At 65.4% G+C, this 12,695-nt stretch carries 9 protein-coding genes; 1 reads left to right on the top strand and 8 read right to left on the bottom strand.

Annotated elements, in window-relative coordinates; all coding sequences use genetic code 11:
* Positions 1 to 166: 166 nt before the first annotated feature.
* The 3 genes from metE to aceA all read right to left on the bottom strand — a co-directional run bounded on the left by metE (position 167) and on the right by aceA (position 5,216).
* Positions 167 to 2,470: a 5-methyltetrahydropteroyltriglutamate--homocysteine S-methyltransferase gene (gene metE / locus FB390_RS08795; protein WP_141808519.1), complete on the bottom strand. Its 2,304-nt coding sequence runs from the start codon at positions 2,468 to 2,470 to the stop codon at positions 167 to 169.
* Between the two features lie 413 nt (positions 2,471 to 2,883).
* Positions 2,884 to 3,771, bottom strand: a complete 888-nt coding sequence (locus tag FB390_RS08790) for a 3-hydroxybutyryl-CoA dehydrogenase (protein ID WP_141808518.1) — start codon at positions 3,769 to 3,771, stop codon at positions 2,884 to 2,886.
* 155 nt (positions 3,772 to 3,926) lie between these two features.
* On the bottom strand, positions 3,927 to 5,216 hold the full coding sequence (gene aceA, locus FB390_RS08785) for an isocitrate lyase (RefSeq protein WP_067790976.1): 1,290 nt from the start codon (positions 5,214 to 5,216) through the stop codon (positions 3,927 to 3,929).
* Between the two features lie 496 nt (positions 5,217 to 5,712).
* On the opposite strand from aceA, the gene FB390_RS08780 reads away from it, so the two are divergent.
* On the top strand, positions 5,713 to 6,846 hold the full coding sequence (locus FB390_RS08780) for an alpha/beta hydrolase (protein WP_141808517.1): 1,134 nt from the start codon (positions 5,713 to 5,715) through the stop codon (positions 6,844 to 6,846).
* Positions 6,847 to 7,077: 231 nt separating this feature from the next.
* Here FB390_RS08780 and FB390_RS08775 read toward each other — a convergent pair whose 3' ends face one another.
* From FB390_RS08775 to FB390_RS08755, 5 genes are all read right to left on the bottom strand, one after another.
* Positions 7,078 to 7,284, bottom strand: coding sequence for a hypothetical protein (locus FB390_RS08775; RefSeq protein ID WP_141808516.1), 207 nt, complete (start codon positions 7,282 to 7,284; stop codon positions 7,078 to 7,080).
* A gap of 840 nt (positions 7,285 to 8,124) precedes the next feature.
* Positions 8,125 to 8,406 carry a DUF6959 family protein gene (locus FB390_RS08770; RefSeq protein WP_141808515.1) on the bottom strand — a complete coding sequence of 94 codons (282 nt, stop codon included), beginning with the start codon at positions 8,404 to 8,406 and terminating at the stop codon, positions 8,125 to 8,127.
* A gap of 10 nt (positions 8,407 to 8,416) precedes the next feature.
* Complete coding sequence (locus FB390_RS08765) at positions 8,417 to 9,568, bottom strand: RHS repeat-associated core domain-containing protein (RefSeq protein ID WP_246123926.1); 1,152 nt, start codon at positions 9,566 to 9,568, stop codon at positions 8,417 to 8,419.
* Entirely contained in the window at positions 9,484 to 12,024 is a 2,541-nt protein-coding gene (locus FB390_RS08760; protein WP_141808513.1) for a DUF6531 domain-containing protein, read from the bottom strand. The genes FB390_RS08765 and FB390_RS08760 overlap by 85 nt, the downstream gene beginning before the upstream one ends.
* Positions 12,021 to 12,422 (bottom strand): type VII secretion target, encoded by a 402-nt coding sequence (locus FB390_RS08755; protein WP_141808512.1) that lies wholly within the window; start codon positions 12,420 to 12,422, stop codon positions 12,021 to 12,023. Before FB390_RS08755 ends, FB390_RS08760 begins: the two co-directional genes overlap by 4 nt.
* Positions 12,423 to 12,695: the final 273 nt, after the last annotated feature.

Here is a 12,695-nt window from a genome sequence, read left to right as displayed (position 1 = left end):
ACGCCGGGCCCACGCCGACGCGCCGATTCGCTACGCCGCAGGACCACACGATCCGCCGATCCGCTAGGCCCCCGGGCCGCCAAGATACCGCAGCAGCACACCCGACAACACGAAAACAAAGGCCGCCTCTCCGTTTCGCGACGGAGAGGCGGCCCGTGTCGTCGAACTATTCGGCCGCCGGAATGCGCCTCCGGATACGCCGGGCAGCCGCGACCATATTGCGCAACGAGGGCTCCAACTGCCAGTAGTGCCGCGTCTTGAGCCCACCATCCGGGTTGGCCCACAGCCGTTCCGGCGTCACGGCCTCGGCCGCGGCCGTCAGCAACTCGTCGAGTTCATCGATGTCCGGGATACGGGCGGAACGGCTTTCGTACACACCGGGACCCACCCCATGGCTCAATCCGTGACCCGAGGCGCAGTCCTCCTTGAGCACCTTGAGCACCCACTCGATGGAGCGGGTCGCGACGATCGCGGTGACGTCGGCGTCGAGCTGCTCGATGGCTTCCACCACTTCGGCGCGGCCGGAATAACCGATGTGCGTGTGGATCTGAGTCTCCGGCCGAACACCCGAGGTCGCCAGCCGGAACGCGCCGACCGCCCAGCGCAGGTACTCAGCGCGCCCGATGTCGCGCAGCGGCAACATTTCTCGGATCGCGGGCTCGTCCACCTGGATGATCGAGATGCCCGCGCGCTCCAGGTCCACCACCTCGTCACGGATCGCCAGTGCGACCTGGTCGGCCGTCTCGTGCAGCGGCTGGTCCTGGCGCACGAACGACCGCGCGATCATGGTGACCGGGCCGGTGACCATGCCCTTGACCGGCTTGTCGGTGAGCGACTGGGCGTAGGTGATCCAGTCCACCGACATCGGCGCGGGACGCGAGACGTCGCCGTAGATGATCGGCGGTCGCACGCAACGAGACCCGTAGACCTGCACCCAGCCGAAGTGGGTGGTCGCGAAGCCGTCCAGCAGCTCGGCGAAGTACTGGATCATGTCGTTGCGCTCGTGCTCGCCGTGCACGAGCACATCCAGGCCGATGTCCTCCTGCAACCGGATCGTCGCCTCGATCTCGGCCTCGATCCGCTTGCGGTACTCCTCGTAGGACAACCTGCCCTCGCCCAATTCGTAACGGGCCTGGCGGATTCGGTCGGTCTGCGGGAACGAGCCGAGCGTGGTGGTCGGCACCGGCGGCAGATTCAGCTTGGCCTGCTGGGCGATTCGGCGCTGCGCGTAGGGTTCGCGCTCGCGCATCTGCGGCGTGATCGCGTAAACCCGTTGGCGCACAGCGTGCTTCTGCTTGAAGTGGACCTCCGTCGGCCGCTTGCGCCACTTGTCGGACGGACCCTCGGTGAGCGCCTTGGCGAGCGAAACCACCTCGCCCACCTTCTGTTTCGCGAAGGCCAGGCGATCGGCGACGTTGCCCTCGATGTCGTATTCGACGAGCAGGTCGTAGGGCACGTGCAGCAGCGTGCTTCCGGTGGAGACGACCAGATCCGGGCACACCTTGGCCAGCTCGTTGAGGTATTCCAGCGTCACGTAGCGGTCCGCGCGCCACACGTTGCGGCCGCTGATCACGCCCGCGTACAGCCGCTTGCGGCGGATGCCGGGCACCTCGGCGAGATCGTCGGGGCGGATTCGGTGGCTGGCCAAGTCCAGACCGATGGCCTCGACATTGGACGCGGCGAGAATGGTCAGCGCCGGACCGAAGTCGCCGTACTGACCGGTGACAAGCATCCGCGGCCGCAGCGGCGCGTGGGACAGCCGCTGGTAGGCGCGCTCGAACGCGGCCAGCTCGGCGTCGCTGCGCTCGGCGGTGAACATCGGCTCGTCCAGCTGGACGCAGGTCGCGCCGCGCTTGGCGAGGATCTCGAACAGCTCTTCGTAGACCGGGAGCAGCTTGTCCAAGAGGGTGAGCGTGTCGAACTCGGGCTCGCCGGGCACCTGCCCCGCCTTGGAGAGCAGCAGCAGCGAGAGCGGACCGAGCATGACCGGCCGCAGCTCGATGCCTTGCGCCTTGGCACGGTCGAATTCGTCGAGCAGGGCCTCGGGATGTAGCGAGAACTCGGTCTCGGCGTCCAGCTCAGGCTGGCGGTAGTGGTAGTTGGTGTCGATGTAGCGCACCAGCTCCAGCGGCGGCAGATCGGGCCGGCCGCGCGCCATCAGGAAGTAGAAGTCCAGAGGCTCCATGACGTCCCGGTAGGGCTGGAACCGCTTCGGCACCGCGCCGAACATCAGCGCGTTGTCGAGGACGTGGTCGTAGAAGGAGAAGGTGTTGCCGGGCACCTGGGTGAGTCCGGTGGCCGCCAGTTCGCTGAACTGCTGCTCCTGGATGTCGCGGCCGACCGCGAGCAGTTCCGCGCGCGAGAGCGAACCGCGCCAGTAGGACTCCAGTGCCCGCTTGAGTTCCCGGTGCGGCCCGATCCTGGGATAACCCAGAATGCTCGACCCGTAGCCATCCGTGACGTTGACCATGCGCGGGAACTCCCTTTCGATCACCTGCGCGATATCCGCTCCGCACGGCGGAGGACGCGCAGCGCTGCGCTTTCGGTGTCCCGCCGAGCCGCGTCAACGACTCGGCGTCCTTGCAGCTTATGCCGTTACTACTGGTATCACTGCGAGGCGATGAGCAGCGGCTCCGCCGACCCACCCAGACCTATCGCAGCTTATGCCCGGTGATGGTGGACGCCGCCACCTGCGGGGCGACGTGCACCTGAGGAAACGAAGATCGACGCTGCAGAGTGCCAGGCCGAAGACCCGGCGAACTCCTTCGCCCGACGCGAAACCGATCTCGCAAGGGCCGGGTAACTCGCCGGGTACGACCGAAATCGGTTCGGCACCCAACCGCCGGCACGGGCGCCCCGACGCCGACGGCTTCGCGCCGCCCGCTAATTACGCGGAGAGGCGGGGGAGTTGTACTGGTAGAAGCCCGCGCCGGTCTTCTTGCCGAGCAGGCCCGCCTCGACCATGCGCATCAGCAGCGGAGGCGCGGAGTAGAGGGGCTCCTTGAATTCCGCGTACATCGAGTCGGCGATCGACTTGACGGTGTCCAGACCGACGAGGTCGGTCAGCGCCAGCGGGCCCATCGGGTGGGCGCAGCCGAGCACCATGGCCTTGTCGACGTCTTCCTTTGTCGCGAAACCGGATTCGACCATGCGGATGGAGGACAGCAGGTACGGCACCAGCAGCGCGTTGACGACGAAGCCGGAGCGGTCGGCCGAGCGGACGACCTGCTTGCCGAGCACGTCACCGGCGAAGGCCTCGGCGCGCTGGGAGACCGCCTCGCTGGTCTTGAGGGTGGTGACCAGCTCGACCAGCGGCAGCACCGGCACGGGGTTGAAGAAGTGCATGCCGACGACGCGCTCGGGGTTCGCGGTCGCGACGGCGATCTTCATGATCGGGATGGAGGAGGTGTTGGAGGCCAGCACCGCGTTCGGGTCGGTGACGACCTTGTCGAGCTCGGCGAAGATCGAGGTCTTGACCTCTTCGTTCTCCAGCACGGCCTCGACGACCAGCTGACGGTCGGCGAAGTCGCCGAGGTCGGAGGTGAAGCGCAGCCGCCACGCGGCCTGCTCACGCTCGCGCTCGGTGATCTTGCCGCTGCTCACGCCGCGATCCAGCGAGCGCAGGATGCGGGCGCGGCCGGCGGCCGCTAGTTCCCGGGTCTGTTCGTAGACGAGCACGTCGACGTGCGCCCGGGCGCACACCTCCGCGATTCCGGCACCCATCTGTCCGGCGCCGATGACGCCGACACGCTGAATCTTCTCGCTGCTCACGTCCCGCTCCTGCTGGTCTGGTGTGGCTGGGATGGCTTGGGGTTCTGGTCCAAGTTATAGGGATGCCCTCCCCGCCGGGGCTGTTCGGCGGGGAGGGCGGTACACCCCTACTCGAGTAGAGGATTGCGGGCCTGCATCACTGCGGGCTGGTCAACTCAGTGGAACTGACCCTCTTCGGTGGAGCCCTTGAGCGCCGCGGTGGAGGTGTTCGGGTCCACGGTGGTGGCGATGGTGTCGAAGTAGCCGGCACCGACCTCGCGCTGGTGCTTGATGGCGGTGAAGCCACGCTCGGCGGCAGCCTTGAACTCGCGCTCCTGCAGGTCGACGAACGCGGTCATGCCTTCGCGGGCGTAGCCGTGCGCCAGGTCGAACATGCCGTAGTTCAGCGAGTGGAAGCCGGCCAGGGTGATGAACTGGAACTTGAAGCCCATCGCGCCGAGTTCACGCTGGAACTTCGCGATGGTCGCGTCGTCCAGGTGCGCCTTCCAGTTGAAGGACGGCGAGCAGTTGTAGGCCAGCAGCTGGTCCGGGAACTCGCCACGGACGGCCTCGGCGAACTTGCGGGCGACCTCGAGGTCCGGCACACCGGTCTCCATCCAGATGAGGTCGGAGTACGGGGCGTAGGCCTTGGCACGCGCGATGCAGGGCTCGATGCCGTTCTTCACACCGAAGAAGCCCTCGGCGGTGCGGGTGCCGTCCAGGAACTCGCGGTCGCGCTCGTCGACATCGGAGGTGATGAGGGTGGCGGCCTCGGCGTCGGTGCGGGCGATGACCACGGTCGGCACGCCGGCGACGTCGGCGGCCAGACGCGCGGAGGTCAGGGTGCGGATGTGCTGCTGGGTGGGGATCAGCACCTTGCCGCCCAGGTGGCCACACTTCTTCTCGGAGGCCAGCTGGTCCTCCCAGTGCGAACCGGCGACACCGGCCGCGATCATGGCCTTCTGCAGCTCGTAGACGTTGAGCGCGCCACCGAAGCCGGCCTCACCGTCGGCGACGATCGGAGCCAGCCAGTTGGCGACCGAGGTGTCACCCTCGACCTTGGCGATCTCGTCGGCGCGCAGCAGCGCGTTGTTGATGCGACGCACGACCTGCGGCACCGAGTTGGCCGGGTACAGCGACTGGTCCGGGTAGGTGTGGCCGGAGAGGTTCGCGTCACCGGCGACCTGCCAACCCGACAGGTAGATGGCCTTCAGGCCGGCGCGGACCTGCTGCACGGCCTGGTTGCCGGTGAGGGCGCCGAGGGAGTTGATGTAGTCCTCGTTGTTCACGAGATCCCACAGGATCTCCGAGCCGCGGCGAGCGAGCGTGTGCTCCTCGACGACGGTGCCCTGGAGCTTCACCACCTGCTCCGCGGTGTAGTTACGGGTGATGCCCTTCCAGCGCGGGTTGGTGTCCCAATCCTGCTGGATTTCCGCAGCGGTCTTCGGGGTGCCGGTGGTCGACATCTCTGACTCCACTTCTTTGGTCGGTCGGTGCCGCGCTTGCCGAGATTTCACTCGATCTGCTGGAGCGGCGATTTGCAGGGTTGCTAGGCCCTTGGGGTGTACTTCCACACGATGGCACACCGAGAAATAGCCGTCTACCTGTTGCTAATGTGAATCTCAGCTAGGTTTCGCCTACCGTTTGCCAACTTTGCGAAATTTGCGGGCGAATTGCAAGCATTCAACCTACCCGCGGGTAGCCCTGACGTGGGCTTTTAGCGTAACGCTCGTACTGTTTGGGTTCACCACTCGGCCCCGCGGCAACACGCCGGGACGAATCGGTCTGTGAGTCGATTCACAGGTTGAGGCGGGTGCCCTCCGTGTGGGCCACGACACCCTCCGCCGCGGGGATGGGGCAGACTTGGGCGAAGAGTCAATCTCGAGCAAGCGTCCAACTCTTGCGGAGTGCCCCGCGCCCATCGAGTACTCGGCGCGACCACGCCCGTCGAACAGGAGCCCCATGCGGAAGCTATGCCTCGCCGCGGCCGTCACGGCCTGCGCGACCGCCCTGCTGTACCCGTCCACCGCGAACGCGGACCTCGCGACGGGGACGGTCGAATCCGTCGCGCCGCTCGCCGCGGTCGCGACACCGCCGGACGCCGCCGACGCGGCCCGCCTCCTGTACCGCTCCACCACCGCGGGCAACGCGCCGACCACCACGAGCGCCGCCGTCTACTTCCCGGCCGGAACGCCGCCCGAAGGCGGGTGGCCGGTGATCGCCTGGGCGCACGGCACCGTCGGCCTCGGCGACGACTGCGCCTACAGCATCGCGGGCCCCGGCGCCCGCGAACGCGACTGGGCCTACCTGGGCACCTGGCTGAAGCAGGGGTACGCCGTGGTCGCCGCCGACTACGCGGGCCTCGGCACACCCGGCGAGCACCCCTACTTGAACGGCGCCGTCGAGGCACACAACGTCGTGGACGCGGTGAAGGCCGCGACCAGCCGGTATCCCGCGCTGGCGAAGAAGTGGGTGGTGGTCGGCCAGTCGCAGGGCGGCGGCGCGGCCGTCTTCACCGCCCGCTACGCCACCGAGTTCGGCGGGCCCGATCTGGACTACCGCGGCGCGGTCGGCACCGGCGTGCCCGCCTACATCGAGGACATCCTGCTGCCGCTCGGCCCCGGCATGCCGCCGCTGGAACTGAATCCGCACAGCACCGCCTACGTGCTGTACATCCTCAACGGCCTGCGCACCACCTACCCCGAACTCGACATCGAGTCCTACCTGACCGACGCCGGCCGCGAGTGGCTCGTTCGCGCCCGCACCGTGTGCATCAACGAATTCGGCGACGAGCTCGGCGCGGCCGATGTCGTCCTCGGCGACCTCTTCGCCCGCCCCCTCGCCCAGATCCCCGACCTGCGCGGCATCCTCACCCGGACCATGGGTCTCCCCGAATCCGGCTACGACCGCCCCCTCTTCCTCGGCCAGGGCCTGCGCGACACCGACGTCATCACCCCCGCGACTCTCGCCTTCGCGGCGACGTTGCAGGCCAACGGGCAGCCGGTCACGTTGCGCACGTACGACCAGGACCACAGCGGAGCCGTCAACGCCTCTCTGCCCGATTCCCTACCGTTCGTGCGAAATCTGTTCTCCTGAGCAAGGTTTCCTGAAATACACAGCGACCCCGCGCCTTTCGGGCGCGGGGTCGCTCGATGGTGCGCAAGTACCGGCGCACCGAGGGTGAGGAGGCGCAGGTTGCCGAGGCGGTGACTCGTCGCTTCGAACCAAGGCTCTGTGCTACTTCTGCGGGATCGCACAGCTTCCGGTTCGGCCTCGTAACGACCTGCCGGGCATTTGCCTCGACAGTCGGTCCGGCCCTCGGTGTAGCTACAGGTGGCTGTTCTCTTTACCGGATATGGATCTCGATCGACACGAGCGCTTCGCGAGCGGCGCCAGTGCCCGGGATTCGTTCCGGCTGGCCCGATGCTCCTCGCACAGTTGCCCATTCCCGCGCCGGATGTAGGCCGGGTCCAGTCGCTGCGCGAAGGTCAGGTTCTCGCGGCGCCAGCAATCGCCGCAGGCGAACTCACTCATATCGGCCTCCTCGTTCCTCCGCTCAGCGTGTTGCCCAAGAGTTCCCAATTACAAGGGGAATCGAAGCCATGTATCCATACCATCGCCGTTTGGAACCCATACCGTGACCGATCCGGCGTCACGCCTCGGGTGAAGAGTCGGCACACGTCGTCGGCTCGCGGCCTTCGTGGTGCGCCACCGGAGCAGTCGGCCGCCACATCCATCCGACCCACAGGACGAGCTAGCCGCGAAGGAAACGAAGGCCGTCCGAAGCCAACTCAGCTTTCGTCAGCGGCGATACGGCCGGTACTCACGTTGTCGATCGCGGCGACTCGATCCCCACGCGAGCAAGGTCCGGCCCAGCGGCGATCCGAGGAAGTGCCGCGCCCCAGGAACAACGACGTGGTTGGTTCAAGGCACCGATCGCGATTCACCGTCCCCCCGGAACACGGGCATCAGCCGGAAACCTCTGAGCCAGCTCGATCTCGCCGACGATGTGACGATTGAGTTCCTCGAGATCCTCAGCTGGGATCCAGCGTCGCAGTAGTCATCCCCGACTCGAATCCATTTCACGTGCTCCAATGATTGGTTTCGAACTACAGAACCCGACTATACAGTCCGGAAATGTTCGGTTCGGTACAGAAGCAAGACACCGAGTCGTCGAGCGTTGGAGTGTTCATTGCAATACCGACGCAGCGTGTTCTTGTTACAGATCGGGACATCTTCCCCGCTGCGGCCCGACAGAAGAGCGAGCCGTTGGATGCGATGCAGCGCAACTCATCCTGCGTATACCTTGCTCCACGCCTTTCCGCCTCATACCTTCGTGCGTACAAGACCTGCTTCAGCTATCGACTCGTCCTCCTAGCCGTTGCCTCTCGGCGCATATGGCAGCGGGTGTCCGGAATACGCCATCAGCCTTTCGTAAGACCCAATCATCGAACGAACAGCGGCGAGCGCCGCCTCCAAAGCGAACATTCCATCGTCGACATTACCTTCCCGCAATTCAGAGATCGACTCTTCGAGAGTATCGAGAAGAATGCTCAAACTGTCACCCTGCACGAGCAGTCCAGGAAACCTCCTACCTTCCCACGCTACGAGTGAATAGTCACCTTCGGTACCGATTATCTCAGCATCGAATTTCATTTAGAGCCCTTCAGTTCGGGTGGAACGACACATAGGGCATGCCTTCCACCAAATTCCGCCGGAAGATGTCGATTCGTCTCCCATGACCCAGTTCCACCGCACCCTGCGGTAAGGAACTTTGTATTCGACTGCGCATCCTGGAGTTGATTCCCTCGATAACATAGTCCCAATCTGAAAATGGCCCGGCAGAGCCTGTTGCTCGACTTCCGACCACGTGAATCGTCACTCCGCGGGCGTTAGCTGCGTTTTGAATTCTTCGGGCGTCTTCCGGCGAAATATTGTCAATGTGCCCGCCATTTCCGTATGTGGGCTGCCGGCAGGATTCCGGTGCAAGTCCCAGTGGATCGAGCCAGATGAGCGGATTGTGCGTATACGAGTGTGGATTCGGTGCCGGTTCCAGTCCGAGTGGGTCACCGCAAATATACCGCCCACTAGCTGGATCGTAGGTCCGGTAAAGGTTGTAGTGAAGACCGGTCTCGGCGTCATGAAGTTGGCCAGGGAATCGCAGGGGGGTGCTTGTCCGACCGCTCCAAGTTGTTCTACCCCACAGATCTATGTGGGCAGATCCAGCGGTATGCGTGGAGTAAGGGTCGATGAGTTCGGTTGGGGTGCCGACGAGATCTGTTATAACGGCGAAGAATTCGCGGTCGATGGCGGCTTGGTCGGTGGTTTGGGTGATGGGTGTATAGGTGTTGGGCTGGTAACTCCAGCGCATCACGCCCTGGGGGGCGCTTCGTTCTATGAGCTGAGTGTCGTCCCACGCGTAATCAGTGCGCTCGAGGACGGCGCCCTCGCCGGTGAGGTGTTGTTTGGTGGTACGCCGACCGAAGGCGTCGTAGGTGTAGTGCCACCACTGCCGGTCCGGCGTATAGACATCGGTTAGCTGGTCGAAGGCGTTGTAGCGGTAGTGCCAGATGTCGGGTTTGCGGGATAGGCGGGTGGTTTCCTTGCGGATGAGGCGACCGGCCTCGTCGTAGTGGTAGCGGGTGCGGCCGTCTCGGATGAGGAGGTTGTTGCGGTATTCGCGACGGTTGTCGGTGGTGGAGTCGGTGCTGTCGGCGTCAGCGGTGGCGGTGCTCAGGTTGGGTGTGGTGGAGCTGGTTTCGGGCAGTCGGCTGTTGGTGATGTTGCTGAGCGCGTCGTAGGTGTATTGCTGCGGCACAGAAGTTTTCCCTCTGCGGACCACTGATAACGGGTGATCGCGTTCAAGGGATCGATCACGGTGACGGGGCGGCCGAAATGGTCGCGCACGATCCGGGATACTCCGCCGTGCGGGTCCACGATGGTGATCGGCAGCCCAGCCCCGTCCACTTCGATGACCGTGCGGGCGCCGGTGGATTCGGTGATCGACGCGACGGCGCCGGAGGGGTGGTGGGTGTGCACGGTGCGCTGCCCGGCGCTGTCGACGATCGCGGCGAGATTGCCTTCTTCGTCGTATTCGAAGCGCCGGACGGAACCATCGGCATCGCGGATCGCGGCGGGCCGGTTGTGGGCTTCGTACTCGACGGTGATCGTCGCGTCGTCCGGACGAGTAACTGTGGTGAGGTCGCCGTCGTCGGTGTACGCATAAAGCGTGGTGGCCCCGTCAGCGGCAACCACTCGGACCGGCTTGCGATCGTCGTCGTAGTCGGTCTGGGTGCGGGCTCCGGTCGGGTCGGTCGTGCTCCGCAGACGCAGATCGTTGTCGAACTCGAAGACGGTGACCGCACCGAGGGAATTGGTGAACGTCGTCCGGGTGCCCGAACCGTCCGAGAGGGTGTCGTAGTCGAATTCGGCCGACATGATGCCGTTGGTGCCGTGCTGGCGGATGACGCGTCCGGACCAGTCGTAGACGTTGTGCATCTGGTTGCCGTTGGAGTCGGTCCAGGACAGCATTCGGTGCTGGTCGTCGTAGGTGTAGTGGGTCGTGGCGCCGACGCCGTTGGTGACCGATACCAGTTCGCCCGCTTCGTAGCCGAATTCACGGACGCGAGTGACGATTTCGGTGCCGTAGGCGTCACGGCCGAGCACCGAAAGCGACGTGACGCGTCCTTCGGCGGTGTCGACTCGTACGCGATAGCCGCCGGAATGGGTGACTTCGGTCGGGGTGCCGTCGGTGTCGTAGTGGAAGCGGATCTCGTTGTGGTGGCGGTCGGTGATCGCGGTGATCGGGTAGTCGCCGAGCAGCGTAGGCAGGGCGCTGTGTGTGGGCTCGGGTGTGAAGTGCCAGTGGATTTCGCGATCGGGGTCGAAGACTCGGTATCCACCGGATTCGGTTCGCGTCATCGTCCAGCGAGGCGCACGACCCGAGGGAAGCACAGCGATGTCGGGGGCGGTGTGCGGATAGGCCAGCAGAATTCCGTCTTCGCCGACGAACGTCACGCCCTGCTGATCGACGACCACGCGCATGTCGAAGGTCGCCGACCAGGACGGGCCGAACCAGCGCCCGAACCGGTAGCTCGACCGATGTCTGCGCCGCAGCACCAGGCTCAATACGCCAGGCAACTCCACATCGGTTTCCGGAAGCAGGAATTCACCCGTCGCGGCATCGACCGGGTCACCGCAGGAGTTGACGTCCTCTGGCTTCTGTGTGTCTTTCGGATTGTTGTTCCGCGCTTCATCGCCCACGCCCTCGTTCGACTTCGACGGGCTGTTGGGCTTCGGCTTGTCGGTGTTGCTGGGCGAGTTGGTGCCCGCGGGATTCGTGTTGTCGGGCGAGTTGTGGGGCGTATCAGGTTGTTTCGACGGAGCGTCCGTTGGCTTCGTCTCGGTGCCCGCGGGCTTGGTGTCGGTGTTGGCCGGTTTCGTATCCGTGTTGGCCGGTGTGGTGTCGGTATCGGTCTTCTTCGACGGGCGAGCGCCCGCCGGGGTCGTTCCGCGCTTCCCGGTGAGCTTCTTCATGATCGCCGCGAACGCGTCCTTCAGCTTCCGTAACAGCGGGGTCAGCTTCGCCATGGTCGAGGCGAGTTTGCGGAACAACGTGGAGATCGTGTTCATGGTCTTGGCGACGTAGACGGCGGCCTGCGTAGCCACAACTGGTGTGCCGACGCCGAGGGTGAACACCGCCTCGGCCGCCCACACCGCCAGCCGCCCGACGGTTTGAGCGACGATGTCTCGCACCACCATTCGCACCGCGGCCACCACGCCGCCCGCCATCTGGATGGCCTGTGATGCCGCCTCGGCCGCCTTCGTCGCGGCGGCCAACGCGTCGGCGGTCTCGGTCGCTCGCGCCCGATAGGCGGTCGCCGTCGCGCCTTGCCACTCGGAGATGTCCTTTTCGATGGCCTGCTTGTGCGCTTCGGCCGCCTCGTTGATCTTCTCCGAAACGTTGCTCCAGGTCTTGGCATACGCCTCGATCTGATCCGGATCACCGGCGACCCAGTTCAATGCCTCTTGCAACGGCTCGACGTGCTCGATCAACCACCCGACACCGAAACCGGCCAGGGTGCCGAACGGGTCGACCACCACGGCTGCGACCTCGAGTCCGACACCGACGATGCCGAGCCCCGCCTCGACCCACGAGCCGGACGAAATCGCTTCGTAGGTGTCCGAAACCGTCTCGAACAGCGTGACACCCGAATACCACTCGGTGGAGTCCTCAGCCTGCGCGATCAGCGGATTCGACTGGCCATCACTCACTTGGCAGGCCCGTTCGGCTCAACCGCCTTCAGCTTGCTCGCGTTCGAGCTGTCGGTGTTCTCGTACCCGTCGGCCACTGTCCGCAATTTCCCCGCGTCCTCGCCGACAGCCGTGACGGCGGCCTCCAGCGCCGCGATTCCGTCGGTCTCGACCGAATCGACGAACAACGGCGGCAGAAACGCGCAGATCTTCCCGAACGCCTCCGTGGGAGCCGACACCGCCTTCGCCGCCTCCAACGCCTGCCCCAGGGGCGCGGCCAACTTCTCCACGTTCGATGCGTGCGTGCGAACACGCTCCGGATCGACGTTCAAGTTCTCGGCCACGATGCACCTCCCCCGCCCGGGGAGTACACCCAGGTCGAACACTTTGCAGCACTGCGCGAGTGCCTGGATCAGCATAGCCAGACGCCGATATCGCCCGAGGCGTCCGACAAGCCCTGCGCGCCAGCACCTGTCAGCTACTGTTTTCGACGCGCTGGAGGGCCACTCGGTTCCATCGAATTCGAGCGCCGCCGCTCTCGAGTCCCGAACGCCACTACCTCTCGACCCGTACCGAGGGTCCTACCGCCTGCGGCTCGGAGCGAGCGGAAACCGCGACGCCGACGGTCCTGCGCCCGCGACACCGTGAACACCGGTGAATCGACGAGTCCTCCGCCTGCCGCACCATGATTC

The organism is Nocardia bhagyanarayanae, assembly GCF_006716565.1.
Lineage (GTDB): Bacteria > Actinomycetota > Actinomycetes > Mycobacteriales > Mycobacteriaceae > Nocardia > Nocardia bhagyanarayanae.
The sequence above is the reverse complement of the archived record's forward strand: the minus strand, read 5'-3'. Positions and strand labels throughout refer to the sequence as shown.

Coding starts and splice junctions, on each gene's coding strand:
- metE (WP_141808519.1), bottom strand. CDS start 2,470: ATGGTCAACGTCACGGATGGCTACGGGTCGAGCATTCTGGGTTATCCC.
- FB390_RS08780 (WP_141808517.1), top strand. CDS start 5,713: ATGCGGAAGCTATGCCTCGCCGCGGCCGTCACGGCCTGCGCGACCGCC.
- FB390_RS08775 (WP_141808516.1), bottom strand. CDS start 7,284: ATGAGTGAGTTCGCCTGCGGCGATTGCTGGCGCCGCGAGAACCTGACC.
- aceA (WP_067790976.1), bottom strand. CDS start 5,216: ATGTCGACCACCGGCACCCCGAAGACCGCTGCGGAAATCCAGCAGGAT.
- FB390_RS08770 (WP_141808515.1), bottom strand. CDS start 8,406: ATGAAATTCGATGCTGAGATAATCGGTACCGAAGGTGACTATTCACTC.
- FB390_RS08755 (WP_141808512.1), bottom strand. CDS start 12,422: ATGCTGATCCAGGCACTCGCGCAGTGCTGCAAAGTGTTCGACCTGGGT.